Annotated in this window: 13 protein-coding genes; 4 read left to right on the plus strand and 9 right to left on the minus strand. The window is 60.6% G+C overall.

Going from position 1 to position 16,301, the window contains the following annotated elements; all coding sequences use genetic code 11:
- The first annotated feature begins 151 nt into the window (after positions 1–151).
- Positions 152–1,024: a ferritin-like domain-containing protein gene (locus tag HNP33_RS11660; protein WP_233464497.1), complete on the plus strand. Its 873-nt coding sequence runs from the start codon at positions 152–154 to the stop codon at positions 1,022–1,024.
- Between the two features lie 109 nt (positions 1,025–1,133).
- On the opposite strand, the gene prmB is transcribed toward HNP33_RS11660, so the two are convergent.
- The 9 genes from prmB to HNP33_RS11705 all read right to left on the minus strand — a co-directional run bounded on the left by prmB (position 1,134) and on the right by HNP33_RS11705 (position 11,347).
- Positions 1,134–2,045, minus strand: coding sequence for a 50S ribosomal protein L3 N(5)-glutamine methyltransferase (prmB, locus tag HNP33_RS11665; RefSeq protein WP_184708636.1), 912 nt, complete (start codon positions 2,043–2,045; stop codon positions 1,134–1,136).
- Between the two features lie 105 nt (positions 2,046–2,150).
- Positions 2,151–3,299, minus strand: a complete 1,149-nt coding sequence (dapE, locus tag HNP33_RS11670; protein ID WP_184708634.1) for a succinyl-diaminopimelate desuccinylase — start codon at positions 3,297–3,299, stop codon at positions 2,151–2,153.
- 116 nt (positions 3,300–3,415) lie between these two features.
- Entirely contained in the window at positions 3,416–4,576 is a 1,161-nt protein-coding gene (locus HNP33_RS11675) for a PilT/PilU family type 4a pilus ATPase (protein ID WP_184708632.1), read from the minus strand.
- Positions 4,577–4,762: 186 nt separating this feature from the next.
- Positions 4,763–5,587, minus strand: a complete 825-nt coding sequence (gene dapD / locus HNP33_RS11680; protein ID WP_184708630.1) for a 2,3,4,5-tetrahydropyridine-2,6-dicarboxylate N-succinyltransferase — start codon at positions 5,585–5,587, stop codon at positions 4,763–4,765.
- A gap of 3 nt (positions 5,588–5,590) precedes the next feature.
- Complete coding sequence (dapC, locus tag HNP33_RS11685) at positions 5,591–6,799, minus strand: succinyldiaminopimelate transaminase (protein ID WP_184708627.1); 1,209 nt, start codon at positions 6,797–6,799, stop codon at positions 5,591–5,593.
- A 93-nt stretch (positions 6,800–6,892) separates the two neighbouring features.
- Positions 6,893–7,606: an electron transport complex subunit RsxB gene (gene rsxB / locus HNP33_RS11690; protein WP_184708700.1), complete on the minus strand. Its 714-nt coding sequence runs from the start codon at positions 7,604–7,606 to the stop codon at positions 6,893–6,895.
- Positions 7,607–7,644: 38 nt separating this feature from the next.
- Positions 7,645–8,973, minus strand: a complete 1,329-nt coding sequence (locus HNP33_RS11695) for a polyhydroxyalkanoate depolymerase (protein WP_184708625.1) — start codon at positions 8,971–8,973, stop codon at positions 7,645–7,647.
- Between the two features lie 184 nt (positions 8,974–9,157).
- Entirely contained in the window at positions 9,158–10,231 is a 1,074-nt protein-coding gene (locus HNP33_RS11700) for a GTP pyrophosphokinase (RefSeq protein ID WP_184708623.1), read from the minus strand.
- A 21-nt stretch (positions 10,232–10,252) separates the two neighbouring features.
- Positions 10,253–11,347, minus strand: a complete 1,095-nt coding sequence (locus HNP33_RS11705) for an AI-2E family transporter (RefSeq protein ID WP_184708621.1) — start codon at positions 11,345–11,347, stop codon at positions 10,253–10,255.
- Between the two features lie 246 nt (positions 11,348–11,593).
- Between HNP33_RS11705 and HNP33_RS11710 the strand changes: the two genes are divergently transcribed.
- From HNP33_RS11710 to HNP33_RS11720, 3 genes are read left to right on the plus strand one after another with little or no spacing between them, the layout of a single operon-like run.
- Positions 11,594–14,473, plus strand: coding sequence for a 2-oxoglutarate dehydrogenase E1 component (locus HNP33_RS11710; RefSeq protein ID WP_184708619.1), 2,880 nt, complete (start codon positions 11,594–11,596; stop codon positions 14,471–14,473).
- A gap of 42 nt (positions 14,474–14,515) precedes the next feature.
- Positions 14,516–15,775, plus strand: coding sequence for a 2-oxoglutarate dehydrogenase complex dihydrolipoyllysine-residue succinyltransferase (gene odhB / locus HNP33_RS11715; RefSeq protein WP_184708617.1), 1,260 nt, complete (start codon positions 14,516–14,518; stop codon positions 15,773–15,775).
- A gap of 18 nt (positions 15,776–15,793) precedes the next feature.
- Complete coding sequence (locus HNP33_RS11720) at positions 15,794–16,300, plus strand: hypothetical protein (protein WP_184708615.1); 507 nt, start codon at positions 15,794–15,796, stop codon at positions 16,298–16,300.
- Position 16,301 lies beyond the last annotated feature (1 nt).

Below are 16,301 nucleotides of genomic sequence, written 5' to 3' on the forward strand. Positions count from 1 at the left end.
GAGATGGATTGTTGCGTGGAGATGCAATCGTTAAGATGATTCACAGCATTGCCGTCATTCAGTGGACATGCACTGGTCATACTGCAGTCACACACGGGCTGTGGCTTGACAGACAGGGACTGCAGCCCTGGGTCAAGACAAGGAAAGCGCCATGACAGCGACAACATCGCCAAACCGGGTTCCGCAAGGCACTACCGGGCACTACACCGCGCAGCCGCGCGGCCACTGGAAGATCGACGATATTCCCTATCACCGCATAGACCGGGCCGCCATCGAAGGCAATGAAGACCTGTTCTATCTGTTGATGAGTGCTTCATTCGTCGAGACGGGCTCGGACACCTATGCGGCCAACCTGGGCGAGCATTACGCGCAGTATCCGCAGATCAGCGACTGGCTGGTGCAGGAGTGGGAGCACGAAGAGCTGCAGCACGGTGCTTCGCTGCGCCGCTATGTGGAAACCGTGTGGCCCAGCTTTCCGTGGCAGCAGGCCTATGACAGCTTTTTTGCCGAGTATTCGCAGTTGTGCACGGTGGAAGAGCTGTTCAGTGACCGGCGGCTGGAGATGGTGGCGCGTTGCGTGGTGGAAACCGGCACCACGGCTTACTACCATACCCTGCGGGAGCTCAGCCATGAGCCAGTGCTGACGCAGTTGCTCGGCCACATCCGCAACGATGAGGTGGGGCACTTCAAGCACTTTCTGAGCTATTTCAAGACCTTGCAGCAACAGGCGCCGATTGGCCGCGCACGCATTGCCGGTGCCTTGTACAGCCGTCTGAAAGAGTTGCGCGAGAGCGATTCGGATGTGGCGCTGCGCCACGTGTTTGCGCACAAGGGGGCGCTTTTCTGCACGCCGGAGCGTCGGTTCGAGGACGTGGCCCAGCGCATCTACCACCTCATAAGCACCGGCCTGCCAGCCGACATGGCGGTGCGCATGCTGCTCAAACCCTTGCTGCTGCCGCCCAGGCTGGAGGGCTATCTGCGCGGGCCCATCAGCAAGCTGGCCTGCAAGGTGCTGGCTTATTAGCAGCCCATCGCTCTCGTCGTCCTGCTAATTTTGAAGAAAACCGATGATTGCGCTTGGTGGATAAACGCTAATTGCTATCTAACAGATAGCAATTGAGAGAACCCAATCTTTAGAATTGTGTTGGTTGCTCATGCATCCAATGCACGAGCGCATCGCGCGTCAACAGCAGTACCTGGTCGTCGCCGGCGCTGGTGTTCATCCAAAAGACGGGCAGACCGCGGAAGGCGGCTTCAAAATGCTCGCGTTCATTGCCGATCTCCAGCACCAGCACGCCATCTTCCGTCAGGCGCTGGGGCAGATCGCGTACCAGCAGACGCACAAAATCCATGCCGTCCTTGCCGCCGGCCAGTGCCATCACAGGCTCGGCGCGGTATTCGAGTGGCAGGCGCGCCATGCTGTCGGCGTTCACATAGGGCGGGTTGCACAGAATCAGATCCCAGGGGCCGCGCGCCTGTGCCATGCCGTTGGACTGCACGAGGGTGACACGGTTCTGCAGGCCATGCTTTTCGACATTGATGCGGGCTACCGCCAGGGCATCGGGCGAGAGGTCGGCGCCAGTCACGGCCACATCGGGGTAGGCCATGGCCGCCAGGCAGGCGAGGCTGCCATTGCCGGTGCACAGATCGAGCACGTTATGGGTCGTGGTGCTCAGCCATTCGTCAATGCTACCGTCGGCCAGCAACTCGGCAATCAGGCTGCGCGGCACGATGGAGCGCTCATCAATATAGAAGGGCACGCCCTGCAGCCAGGCCTGCTGCGTCAGGTATGCGGCGGGTTTGCGGGTGGTGATGCGCTGCTCCACCAGGGCTTGTACCTTGGCACGGTCGGCATCGCTGACGGGCCGCGCGCCCACGGCATCTTCGCCCTCGGTGCTGCTGTTCACATCCATCGGCAGGCCCAGGGCCCACAGCACCAGCCAGGCCGCTTCATCCTGGGCATTGGTAGTGCCATGGCCAAAGTGCACCACGGCGGCGGTGAGTGCGGCTGCGCTGTCGTCAATCAGGGTGCGGATGGTGGTCATGGCAGAAACGAGGTGAGCAAATGTAAAGGCGATTGTAGGCCCCGGAGCCGCATGCGACAGCAAGCTGCGGCTATCGGCCGCGGCTTGTCCATTCGTCAAAGTGATTTACTTGCTCAGGTTTTCCAGAATGCGGCGGTAGATGTTCTTGAGCGGCTCGATGTCGGCCAAGGCAACGTGCTCATCGATCTTGTGGATGGATGCATTGGGCGGGCCGATCTCAATAATTTCAGGGCAGATTTCGGCAATGAATCGGCCATCGCTGGTGCCGCCGGTGGTCGAGAGTTCGGTCTCGATACCCATTTCGTCGCGCACCGCCTGCTGCACGGCCGCCACCAAGGGGCCCGGCGTCGTCAGGAAGGGTTTGCCACCCAGCGTCCACTTCAGGTCGTATTCGAGCGCGTGGCGCTCCAGGGTGGATTTGACGCGAGCCTTGAGGCTCTCGGCGGTGGATTCCGTACAGAAGCGGAAATTGAAATCCACCACCATCTGGCCTGGGATGACGTTGCCCGCGCCGGTACCAGCGTGGATATTGCTCATCTGAAAGCTCGTGGGCGGAAAGAAGGCATTGCCCTCGTCCCATACCGTTTTGGCCAGCTCGTCCAGCGCGGCCAGCGCCTGGTGGATGGGGTTGCGTGCCAGCTGCGGGTAGGCGATATGGCCTTGGACGCCATGCACGGTGAGCTTGCCGGTCAGGCTGCCGCGGCGGCCGTTCTTGATCATGTCACCCAGTCGGCTGACTGCTGTGGGCTCGCCCACCACGCAGTAATCGAGTGCCTGGCCACGCTTTTTGAGCGCTTCCACCACGATGGCCGTGCCATCCACGCTGGGGCCTTCTTCGTCGCTGGTCAGCAAAATGGCGATGTTCAACGGGGCATGCGGATGCTGCGCAACGAACTCCTCGGCAGCCACCACAAAGGCGGCGACGGAGGTCTTCATGTCGCTGGCGCCACGGCCATACAGCTTGCCGTCGCGGTGCGAAGGGGTGAAGGGGTGGGAATTCCACTGCTCCATCGGCCCGGTGGGGACGACATCGGTATGGCCCACGAGGACCACCGTCTTGGCACTCGCCACGCCGCTGTTGCGCAAGGCCCAGAGGTTGCTCACGCGAAAGTCGGCAGGGCCGCTGTCCATGCGCTCGCACACAAAGCCAAGCGGCGAGAGCAGGCCTGCGATCATTTCCAGGCAGCCTTCATCCAGGGGCGTCACTGAGGGGCGGGCGATCAGTTGCTCGGTCAATTGCAGGGTACGGGACATATCGGAAGGTGCAATGCAGCAGGGCAGAGGTGGATAAAACAATGCGGCCCGCAGGCCGCATGGTCAGTAAATGAGGGGCGGCGCCGGCATGCCCAGGGCCGCCAGCGGTCGCTATCTTACTCTTGGTTCACATCAAGCACGATTTCGGTGAACGATGCCGTGTCATCCACTTCCTGCTGCGCCGCTACCTGCGCCTTGGCTGCATTGGCGGCCATCTGGAAGTCGTTCTGCAGGCGCCACATCAGGTTGGTGGGCGAGTCGGAGTTGGACAGGCCTTCTTCGCGGCTGATCTTGCCGCTGTTGATGAGGGCAGCCAGAGCACCTTCAAAGGTAACAGAGCCTTCGGCCATCGATTTTTCCATGGCTTCGCGCACGCCGGAGAAATCGCCTTGCTCGATCATCTCGCTCACCAGCTTGGTGTTCAGCATCACCTCCACGGCTGCCGTGCGCTTGCCCGATACGGTCTTGACAAGGCGCTGCGAGATGACGGCGCGCAGGGCCGATGCCAGATCGCCCAGCATGGTGGGACGTACTTCGACGGGGTAGAAGCTAAGGATACGGTTGAGCGCATGGTAGCTGTTGTTGCCGTGCAGGGTCGCCAGGCACAGGTGGCCTGATTGGGCATAGGCAATGGCAGCCGACATGGTTTCGCGGTCACGGATTTCACCGATCATGATCACATCGGGCGCCTGGCGCAGCGCATTTTTGAGCGCGGTCTGCAGTGATGCAGTGTCGCTGCCGACTTCACGCTGGTTGATGATGGAACGCTGGTTGGTGAACAGGTATTCGACCGGGTCTTCCACGGTCAGGATGTGGCCGGTCTGCTTGGCATTGCGATGGTCGATCATGGATGCGAGCGAGGTGCTCTTGCCCGAGCCCGTGGCGCCAACAAACAGCACCAGGCCGCGCTTGGCCATGATCAGATCCTGAAAGATGTCGGGCAGCTCCAACTCTTCGAGCGTGGGAATGTCCTTGGGTACATAGCGGATCACCACGGCGCAGCTGCCGCGCTGGTGCATGGCGCTGACACGGAAACGCCCGACGCCGTCCAGCGGCACGCCCATGTTCAACTCGCCGGTCTCGTCCAGCTCCTCGATGCGCTCGGGCGGCACGATCTCGGCCAGCAGCGTGCGGGGCGCGTCGGGGGTGAGGACCTGGTTGTTGAGAGGAATGCAGTCACCCTGGATTTTGACCAGCGCGGGCGCGTTGGCCGACAGGTAGACGTCCGATGCCTTGTTTTCGGCCATCAGGCGCAGGATTCGCTCCATGGTTCCCATATCTGTTCCCTCCGATGTTTATCGGCCCGATTGTAGGCGTTGCAGCGGTAACGGCTTGTTCTGAGATGACGCAATGTGGCGCGCATGCTGCATCGAGCATGCGCATCCAGGGTTGGTATTGCGCAGGTTGCCGCAATGAAAAAAGCCCTGCAGGGCAGGGCTTTTGGGGAGCAGCGCGGGTGCGGCTCAGTCGCGCAGCAGGTCGTTGATGCTGGTCTTGGCGCGCGTCTCGGCCGTCACCTGCTTGACGATCACCGCGCAGTACAGGCTGTGGCTGCCGTCCTTCGATGGCATGGAGCCGCTCACCACCACCGAGCCCGATGGGATGCGGCCATAGGTGATTTCGCCAGTCATGCGGTTGTAGATCTTGGTGGATTGGCTGATGTACACGCCCATCGACACCACGGAGTTTTCTTCGACGATCACGCCTTCCACGATTTCGGAGCGGGCGCCGATGAAGCAGTTGTCTTCAATGATCGTGGGGTTGGCTTGCAGGGGTTCGAGCACGCCGCCCAGGCCCACGCCGCCGGAGAGGTGGACGTTCTTGCCCACTTGCGCGCAGGAGCCCACGGTGGCCCAGGTGTCCACCATGGTGCCTTCGCCCACGTAGGCGCCAATGTTCACGTACGATGGCATCAGGATGGCACCCTTGGCCACGAAGCTGCCGCGGCGAGCCACAGCGGGCGGCACCACGCGCACGCCGGTGGCGGCAATGTCCATGTCGTTCATGTTGGCGAACTTGGTGGGCACCTTGTCGTAGAAATTCAGGGCACCCGCCTGCATCAGCACGTTGTCGTTCAGGCGGAAGGACAGCAGCACGGCCTTCTTGATCCATTGGTGCACGGTCCATTGGCCCACGCCCTCACGGGTGGCCACGCGCAGCTCGCCCTTGTCCAGCGCGTTGATCACGTATTCGACGGCGTCCACGATTTCCTTGGGAGCCGAGGCAGGCGACAAGGTGGTACGGTTTTCCCAGGCGGATTCGATGATGGTTTGCAGTTGTTGCGTCATGGTTTAACGTTGTTTCCAGGATTGAATGAATTGCACGATGCGTTGGGCTGCCTGCAGGCATTCGGCGGTTTCTGCCACCAGTGCCATGCGCACACGCCCTGCGCCCGGGTTGGTACCGTTGAAGTCGCGGGCCAGATAACTGCCCGGCAGAACCGTCACATTGTATTGAGCATACAGCTCGCGGGCGAACTCGGTATCCGACAGGCCCATGTGTGCGGGCACGCCAGCCCACAGGTAGAAGCTCGCATCGGGCAGCTGCACATCCATCACGCCAGACAGGAGCGGCGTCACTTCGGCAAACTTTCTGCGGTATTGTTCGCGGTTGTCGTGTACGTGGGCTTCGTCGCCCCAGGCAGCAATGCTGGCGGTTTGCACCGATGGGCACATGGCACCACCCTGGTAGGTGCGGTACAGCGCAAAGGATTTGATCAGATCGGCGTCACCTGCGACAAAGCCGCTGCGCAGGCCAGGTACATTGCTGCGCTTGGAGAGGCTGGTGAAGGACATCAGCCGCTTGAAGTCCGTGCGGCCCAGCTTGGCCGCGGCCTCCATGCCGCCCAGCGGTGGCTCGTCACGGAAGTAGATTTCGCTGTAGCACTCGTCCGACGCAATCACGAAACCGTAGCGGTCCGACAGCGCAAACAGCTTCTTCCACTCTTCCAATGGCATTACCGCGCCCGTGGGGTTGCCCGGAGAGCAGACAAAGATCAGTTGCGTGCGCTGCCAGATGGCCTCGGGTACGCTGTCCCAATCCACCGCAAAGTTCTTCGCGGCAATGCTGGGAACGTAGTACGGGGTGGCCCCGGCGAGCAGGGTGGCGCCTTCGTAGATCTGGTAGAACGGATTGGGGCACAGCACGATCGGGTCGGGCTTGCTTGCGTCCACCACGGTCTGGGTGAACGCAAACAGGGCCTCGCGGCTGCCATTGACCGGCAGGGTGTGCTTCTGGCCATCCACCTGCAGGCCATAGCGGGTGTTCAGCCACGCCGCAAACGCATCGCGCAGCGCGGGCGTGCCGGCGGTCGCGGGGTAGCTGGCCAATCCGGCCAGATTGTCGGCCAGCGCCTGCTTGATGAAGGCGGGTGTGGGATGGCGCGGCTCGCCGATACCCAGGCTGATGGGGGGGATGTCAGCCGGTGGAGTGACGCCGGCAAACAGCTGACGCAGCCGCTCAAACGGATAGGGCTGCAGTTTCTGGAGCAAGGGGTTCATAAGCGAACCATTATCACGCAGCGGCCAGGGCTTTGGCGCAGTACGCGGGCAAGCCAAGCCCGCTTTGTGTGCCGCCTGCGCGACGTTTGGCCGCTATGCCTGGTTCGAGCCGCCGCGCTGTTGCCTGGCCTTGGCCAGAATGGCGGCAATCATCGCCTTTTTGTCTGGGTGCGTCGCCTCCGCCGCTGGTGTGGTGCCGCCGTTCGTAACCTTGCTCGGCATAGGGGTTGCAGCCGGTGTGCTGCTGGCGACCAGGCGGTCTTTGGCGGGAGCAGGTGAGGTTTGAAGGTTTTTTGCGGGTTTGCGCACATTGGATGAGCGCCGAAAACTATGCTTTTGATAGCGTTTTCGTGCCTGGACGGCCTGCTCCTGGCTCCACGCTGCCCAGCCGGTGGCCTCTGCGCTGGCATTGTCCAGCTCAATGCAATCCACGGGGCATACGGGCAGGCACAGCTCGCAACCCGTACAGGCCTCGGCAATGATGGTGTGCATGCGTTTGTTGGCACCCAGAATGGCGTCGGTGGGGCAGACCTTGATGCACAGGGTGCAGCCGATACACCAGTTTTCGTCGATGCGGGCGAGCACGCGCGGCGCCTCTACACCATTGTCAGGGTTGAGTGGCAGCGCTGGCTGGCCAGTGATGGCCGCCAGGCGCGCGATGCCTTCCTCTCCACCGGGGGGGCACTGGTTGATGGCCGCTGCACCGGCGGCAATGGCCTCGGCATAGCGGCGGCAATCAGGGTAGCCGCAGCGCGTGCACTGGGTCTGCGGCAGGGCCTGGTCAATGGCATCAATGAAAACAGCCAGCGCTGAGGCTGGCTGCTGGGGGGGAGGGAATGGATCGGTCACACCGTTTGCAAGTTGCTCTGCTTGGAAACCGTGGATTTTACCGTGCGGGCCTTGGCGGGGAGTTCACTATGGGCCAGGATGAAGTCCTTGAGCACAGGATAGACCATGTTGCGCCAGCGCTTGCCGCTGAAGATGCCGTAGTGACCGGCGCCCTTGACCTCGAAGTGGCGGTTTCCCGATCCCTTGAGGCCGGTACACAGGTCGTGTGCAGCCTGGGTCTGGCCGGAGCCGGAGATGTCGTCCAGTTCGCCTTCCACCGTCAGCAGCGCGGTGTACTGGATATCCTGCGGCCGCACGAGTTCTGCCACGCCTTCGGGCGAGCGCACCTGCCAGGTGCCCTTGACGAGGGCGAAGTCCTGAAACACCGTCTTGAGCGTTTCCAGGTAATAGGCGGCATCCATGTCGAGCACGGCGTTGTACTCGTCATAGAACTGGCGGTGGTGTTCTGCGCTTTCCTCATCGCCCTTGAGCAGGTCTTTGAAGTAGTCGTAGTGGCTCATCGCATGGCGGTCCGGGTTCATGCTGACAAAACCCATGTGCTGCAGGAAACCAGGGTAGACCTTGCGGCCGGCACCGGGGAAATTGGCAGGCACCGGGTAGATCACATTGTTTTCGAACCACTGGATATCGTGCGTGGTGGCCAGGTTGTTGACTGCGGTGGGCGAGCGGCGCGCATCGATCGGGCCGCCCATCATCGTCATCGACAATGGCGTCTGCTCTCCGCGGCTGGCCATCAGCGATACGGCGGCAAGCACGGGTACGGTAGGCTGGCAGACGCTCACCACATGGCAGGCGCCATAGATTTCCTGAATATGGCGGATGAAATCCTGCACATAGTTCACATAGTCATCCAGATGGAACTCTCCGGAGGACTGCGGCACCAGGCGGGCATTGGTCCAGTCAGTGATATAGACCTTGTGGCCTTCGAGCATGGTGCGCACCGTCTCGCGCAGCAAGGTGGCGTAGTGGCCCGACAGCGGAGCCACGATCAGCACAGCTGGCTGCCCCTTCATGGCGGTGAGGGTGGCTGGATCGTCTGAAAAGCGCTTGAAGCGGCGCAGTTCGCAAAATGGCTTGGTCAGCTCCACACGCTCGTGCACGGCAATGTCGTGGTCACCAGCGGTGATGGTGTTGATGTTGAATGCGGGTTTTTCGTAGTCCTTGCCCAGTCGGTAGAGCAGGTCAAAGCCCGCCGAAGCGCGTTGAACAGCGGTGGTCTGACTGACAGGCCACAGGGGATTGCTCAACATCTTGGATGTTGCATGCGCGTATTCGGCAAATGGCTCCATCAGGGCGCGCTGGGTTTCGTAGAGTTGGTACAGCATCAAAACTCCGTTAATGTTGCATCGCAATATAGCAGCACCGTGTTACGCCGAGAATCAAAATTTCTCAGCGTAAACACGGGTGGGGTGGTGCTTCTTGTGTAAACAAATGTTGTTGCCAGCTATGGATTGGCACGAGAGTAGGTGCCAACCCTGGGGTGCCAGGGTGGCAGTCGTTACGGTGCTTTCAGGCAGCGGTGCGCCGCGTGGGCTGGTGCAGTTCCAGCCACTCTTCGAACGCCTCGCGGGCGGAGTTGCGCAGGCTGCGGCGGAAACGCTGTTTGTCCTCCAGATAGAGGCAGTGGCGCATTACCGTGAACGGGTTGAAGCTGCTGCTGGGATAACGGTGCTGAAAATCGGCTTTGTAGTGGCGCGCCGTGGAAATATGCTTTTGCACCACGGCAAACAGCCAGGATGCCTGGCGCACGCCGAAATCGTTGACCAGTTCGTCAATGAAGAACTCCACCTTCTGCGGATCGAAATCGTAACCGGGGAAATGGCGTTGTCCAAAAGCAACAAACCCAAAGGCGTCGAGCGGCTCGTTGCCATCCAGATGGGGTGGAGGCGCAGTGTCGGCTTCGTCCTCAGGGTCTGCGCGCGACAGCGCCAGGGCCTGGTTGGTTTCGTTGCGGATCTGTAGGAACTCACGGTCCGCGAGCTCAAACAGGGCAGAGAGGATGTTGATGCGCCGTTTGAGATTGGTGGGAATCGACTTCTTGTATTTGATCTTGTGGTCCAGCTCGCTCCACGAGTCCTGGATGATGGTGCGAATCTGCAGCTCGAACGCTTGCTGGGCATACGCCTTGTGTTCCGAGAGCTGCGCCTGCTCATTGTTGAAGCGCAGATCCATGTGGATGCCCTTGTAGCCGAAATCGGATTCGGAATCCTCCATGGGGGCCGTCTTGTCGGTGATCTCGATCACGTCGAAGTATTCGCGCACCTTGGCCATGATGGCAGGCGGCTCATCCTCGTACAGGCACACCACACGCACGCCGATCAGGTCGGTGATGTAGTCGCCAATGGCGTAGCTCTCGGTGCGGTCTTCCAGCGCATTGCGGTATTTGCGCTTGAACTTGCGCACAGCCTCTTCAGCGTTTTTGACGCGGCATTCGATCTTGGCAATATTGACGCCGGGCAAGCCCTGAAGAATGGCTTCGATCAGCGCGTTGAACGAAGCGGCTGCCGCCTTGAGCGTTGGCAGGCGCTGGGCGTACTCGGCCAGGAACTCTTGTTTACGAAGTTCAAAATCATGAAATGGCATGCCAGGCTTTCAAGCGGCGTATCAGTTTTGGTTGTCGGGCGGCGCCAGGCTGTCTGCGGGCACGCCGATCTGGGCCTGCGGTGCAAACAGATCCCACACTGCGATGAACAGGGCTGCAATCAGCGGGCCGATGACAAATCCGGTCAGCCCGAACAGCGACAGGCCGCCCAGGGTAGAGATCAGAATCAGGTAATCGGGCATCTTGGTGTCCTTGCCCACCAGCAGGGGGCGCAGGATATTGTCCACCATGCCCATGACACCTGCGCCATAGGCGGCCAGCACAATGCCTTGCCAATTTGCACCGGTTGCCAGGAAATAGATGGCGACAGGCGCCCACACGATGGCAGCTCCCACCGCAGGCAGCAGTGACAGGAAAGCCATCACCACGCCCCACAGCAAGGCACCGTCAATGTCCAGAATCCAGAAAATGATGCCGCCCAGCGCACCCTGGGTTGCCGCAACGGCCAGGTTGCCTTTGACGGTGGCGCGCACCACCGTGATGAACTTTGCGCCCAGCTTTTGCTTGTGCGAATCGTCCAGCGGTACAGCAGCGTAGATCTTGCGCACCAGCACCTTGCCATCCCGCAGGAAGAAGAACAGCAGGTACAGCATGATGCAGAAGCTCACGAGAAAGCCCATGGTGTTCTGGCCGATGGCCAGCACCTTGGTCGCCACGAACTGGCTGGCCTGTACCGAAATGCCGGAGATCTTTTCCTGAATGACCTTGGGGTCATTGAGGTTGAAGCGGGCCAGCAGATCAATCAGCCACTGGGGCAGGGCGTTGTAGATCTGCTGGAAATACTGGCCGAAATTCATCTGGCCGGTATGCACACGCTCATAGATCGCTGCAGACTCCTTGGCGAGCGAGATCGACAGCAGAATGAGGGGCAGAATCACCAGCACAAGGCACAGCGACAGCGTAATCAGGGCCGCGATAGTCGGGTATTTGGGGAATTTGGCCGCAATCTTTTTGTGTAGAGGTGTAAACACAACAGCAAATATCACCCCCCAGAATACAGCCCCCTGGAAGGGGAACAGCACTGCAAAAAACGCAATGGTGACGGCAATTAGCAGCAAGATAAATGCTTTGTCGTGAAGAGATCGGGTATTGAGCATCGCCATTTCGCCAAAATTAGATAGCGCAAATGTATCTGACTTGGCGGGTTCGTAGCGTCGTCCAAAGTAGATGCTTGGTGCGCCTGACCCCTGGCCGGACGATATGGGCCGAAAGTGGCACAATACCCCCCGTTCGGCCCTTCCCAGCCACAGTCGCATCCGCCAACCGGTTCAGCCGTGTCGCGGAAGGTTGTTTATATGCACCAGCTAATGCTTTCCAGAGGAAAGCGGAGGTCAGCGGAGAAAATGAGCGATACAAATTCTGTGTATCAAGCCTACCAAGGCAATACCTATCTTTTCGGCGGCAATGCGCCCTACGTAGAAGAAATGTACGAAAACTACCTGGAAAACCCAGGCAGCGTACCCGATACGTGGCGTGCTTACTTTGACGCACTGCAAAATGTCCCCGCAACGGACGGCAGCAACCACAAAGACGTTCCTCATCTCCCTGTCATCAACGCCTTTGCCGAACGTGCCAAACAAGGTGGCACCAAGGTGGTCGTCGCTTCCGGCGCCGATTCGGAACTGGGTCGCAAACGCACCGCTGTGCAGCAGCTGATTGCCGCCTACCGCAATGTGGGCGCCCGCTGGGCCGATCTCGATCCGCTCAAGCGCCAGGAGCGCCCTGAGATCCCTGAGCTTGATCCCGCCTTTTACGGCTTCACCGACGCCGACCAGGAAACCGTGTTCAACACCAGCAACACGTTCTTTGGCAAGGAGTCGATGACCCTGCGCGATCTGCTCAATGCACTGCGCGAAACCTATTGCGGCACCCTGGGCGCCGAATACATGTATGCCACCGACCAGAACCAGAAGCGTTGGTGGCAGCAGCGCCTGGAAGTCATCCGCAGCAAGCCTGCGTTCAATGCCGACCAGAAAAAGCGCATTCTTGACCGCCTGACCGCAGCCGAAGGCCTGGAGCGTTTCCTGCATACCAAGTATGTGGGCCAGAAGCGCTTCTCGCTGGAAGGCGGCGAATCCTTCATCGTGGCGATGGATCAGCTGATCAACGCCGCTGGTATCAAGGGCGTGCAGGAAATCGTGATCGGCATGGCCCACCGTGGTCGCCTGAACGTGCTGGTCAACACCCTGGGCAAGATGCCCAAGGACCTGTTTGCTGAGTTCGACCACACCGCGCCTGAAGATCTGCCCGCCGGTGACGTGAAGTACCACCAGGGTTTCAGCTCGGATGTGACCACCGCAGGCGGCCCCGTGCACCTGTCGCTGGCCTTCAATCCATCGCACCTGGAAATCGTGAACCCCGTGGTCGAAGGCTCGGTGCGCTCGCGCATGGACCGCCGCAACGACCCTCAGGGCAAGCAAGTGCTGCCCGTGCTGGTGCACGGTGATGCGGCCTTTGCTGGCCAGGGCGTGAACCAGGAAACCCTGGCGCTGTCCGAAACCCGTGGCTATACCACGGGTGGCACGGTGCACATCATCATCAACAACCAGATCGGTTTCACCACCTCCGATCCGCGCGATCTGCGCTCGACCACGTATTGCACCGACATCGTCAAGATGATCGAGTCGCCCGTACTGCACGTCAACGGCGATGATCCGGAAGAAGTGGCGCTGGCCATGCAGATGGCTTTGGATTTCCGCATGGAATTCTCCAAGGACGTCGTGGTGGACATCATCTGCTACCGCAAACTGGGCCACAACGAGCAGGACACCCCGGCGCTGACCCAGCCGCTGATGTACAAGAAGATTGCCCAGCACCCTGGTACGCGCAAGCTGTATGCCGACAAGCTGGGCACGCAAGGCCTGGGCGAAACCCTGGGCGACGACATGGTCAAGGCCTACCGCGCTGCCATGGATGCGGGCAAGCACACGGTCGATCCAGTGCTCACCAACTTCAAGAGCCAGTACGCTGTGGATTGGAGCCCCTTCCTGAACAAGAAGTGGACCGATGCTGCAGACACCGCCATTCCTCTGGCCGAGTGGAAGCGCCTGGCCGAGCGCGTGACGACCTTGCCTGAGTCGGTCAATCCGCACCAGCTGGTCAAGAAGGTGTACGACGATCGCGCAGCCATGGGCCGTGGCGACATCAATGTGGACTGGGGCATGGGTGAGACCATGGCCTACGCTTCGCTGGTGGCATCGGGCTATCCGATCCGCCTCTCCGGCGAAGACAGCGGCCGTGGCACCTTCACCCATCGCCACTCGGTCGTGCACGACCAAAAGCGCGAGAAGTGGGACGAAGGTACCTATATCCCTCTGCAGAACGTGGCTGACAGCCAGGCTCCGTTCACGGTCATCGACTCCATCCTGTCCGAAGAGGCAGTGCTGGGCTTCGAATACGGCTATGCATCGAACGACCCCAATACCCTGGTGATCTGGGAAGCGCAGTTCGGCGACTTCGCCAATGGCGCGCAAGTGGTCATCGACCAGTTCATTGCCTCGGGTGAAGTGAAGTGGGGGCGCATCAACGGCCTCACGCTGATGCTGCCGCACGGTTATGAAGGCCAGGGCCCAGAGCACAGCTCGGCACGCCTGGAGCGTTTTATGCAACTGGCTGCAGACCAGAACATGCAGATCACCCAACCCACCACGGCCAGCCAGATCTTCCATCTGCTGCGTCGCCAGATGGTGCGTCCGCTGCGCAAGCCGCTGATCATCATGACGCCCAAGTCGCTGCTGCGTAACAAGGATGCGACATCGCCCGTGTCCGAGTTCACCTCCGGTGGCTTCCAGACCGTCATTGGTGAGCGCGACGAGGCTGTCGTGGCCAAGGCCGACAAGGTCAAGCGAGTGATCGCTTGCTCGGGCAAGGTGTACTATGACCTGGTCAAGAAGCGTGCCGAAGATGGCACCAACGATGTGGCCATCATCCGCGTGGAGCAGCTGTATCCATTCCCCCACAAGGCCTTCGCTGCCGAACTCAAGAAGTTCAGCAACGCCAAGGAAATCGTGTGGTGCCAGGACGAGCCGCAAAACCAGGGCGCATGGTTCTTCGTGCAGCATTACATCCACGAAAACATGCTCGACGGCCAAAAGCTGGGCTACTCTGGCCGTGCCGCTTCGGCATCGCCTGCCGTGGGTTATTCGCATCTGCACCAAGAGCAGCAGAAGGCTCTGGTGGAAGGCGCATTTGCCAAACTCAAGGGTTTCGTGCTGACCAAGTAAGCACTCAGACAGCTCTTATCAACGAACACAGAAAGCATTTTTATGGCAATCGTAGAAGTCAAAGTTCCTCAGCTGTCCGAGTCGGTCGCTGAGGCCACCATGCTCAATTGGAAGAAGAAGGCCGGCGAAGCCGTTGCAGCCGACGAAATCCTGATCGAGATCGAGACCGACAAGGTCGTTCTGGAAGTGCCCGCACCGGCTGCCGGTGTGCTCGCCGAGATCGTGCAAGGCGACGGCGCCACCGTGGTGGCCGACCAACTGATCGCCAAGATCGATACCGAAGCCGTGGCTGGCGCTGCAGCAGCGCCAGCTGCTGCCCCTGCACAGGCCGCTGCCGCACCGGCACCGGCTGCAGCCCCTGCCGCCACCGGCGGCAACAAGGGTGATGTGGCCATGCCTGCAGCTGCCAAGCTGCTGGCAGACAACAACCTGCCAGTGGGCGCGGTTGCTGGTTCCGGCAAGGATGGCCGTGTGACCAAGGGTGACGTGTTGGCTGCTGTGGCCGGGGGCGTCAAGTCCACCGCTGCGGTGATTCCTACCGGCGTACCTGCCAAGTCGCTGCCGCAAGTGGCATCGCCTGCTGGTTCGCAAGACCTGGGCGAGCGCCCAGAGCAGCGCGTGCCGATGAGCCGTCTGCGTGCCCGTATCGCTGAGCGTCTGCTGCAATCGCAGTCGACCAACGCCATCCTGACCACGTTCAACGAAGTGAACATGGCTCCCGTGATGGCGCTGCGCAAGAAGTTCCAGGACGACTTCACCAAGGAACATGGTGTCAAGCTGGGTTTCATGTCCTTCTTCGTGAAGGCGGCAGTGCATGCGCTCAAGAAGTACCCCGTGCTGAACGCATCGGTCGATGGCACCGACATCATCTACCACGGTTACTTCGACATCGGTATCGCCGTGGGCTCGCCACGCGGCCTGGTGGTGCCCATCCTGCGCAATGCCGACCAGATGAGCTTTGCCGACATCGAGAAGAAGATTGCCGAATTCGGCAAGAAGGCTGCAGACGGCAAGCTGGGCATTGAAGACATGACCGGCGGCACGTTCTCCATCTCCAATGGCGGTACCTTCGGCTCGATGATGTCCACCCCCATCATCAACCCGCCTCAATCGGCCATTCTGGGCGTGCACGCCACCAAGGACCGTGCCGTGGTGGAGAACGGCCAGGTGGTGGTTCGTCCGATGAACTACTTCGCCATGTCGTACGACCACCGCATCATCGACGGCCGCGAAGCCGTGCTGGGCCTGGTCGCCATGAAGGATGCGCTGGAAGACCCATCGCGTCTGCTGTTCGACCTGTAATCAGGCAGTCGGCTCGTCATGGCGCGTGTCTTGGTGATAGCGGCCTCTGCGCTGGTGCTTGCTGCGTGCGGCGCCACACGTCCTGCCAAGGACGTGACTGCGCAGAGCTGGAGCGGGGATTACCGTTTCCAGTGGCAGGCCAACACCCAGGCGATGCGCCGTGGCTTGCCCGCACCCGAGAAGGTGCAGATACGCCCGGTGACCGCGGTATCCGTCAAGGATGTGCCAGGTGCCAGGCTGGACAATGGCCCGCAATGGGCCATTTCGTTTGTGGGCGAGGCGGGCAAGCCGCTGCCGCTCAGGCCTTTCAAGGCAGACGGCTACCGGGATTTCGGCTGGGAGCAGCAACGCGCCAGCGGGCAGATCGCGTGTCTGGAGTCGGGCGCGTTCATGTTTCTGTGCCGCGTGCCTGCAGGAGCCACGGTTTCGTTTGGCCGTTCGGACGATGAGCAACTGACAAGCAAGACAGGCCTGTTTGGTGTGATCCTGCACCAGGGCAGTTTTGAACTAACACCATTGGAATAAT

This window comes from Comamonas odontotermitis (assembly GCF_014207855.1).
Taxonomy (GTDB): Bacteria; Pseudomonadota; Gammaproteobacteria; order Burkholderiales; family Burkholderiaceae_C; genus Comamonas; species Comamonas odontotermitis_A.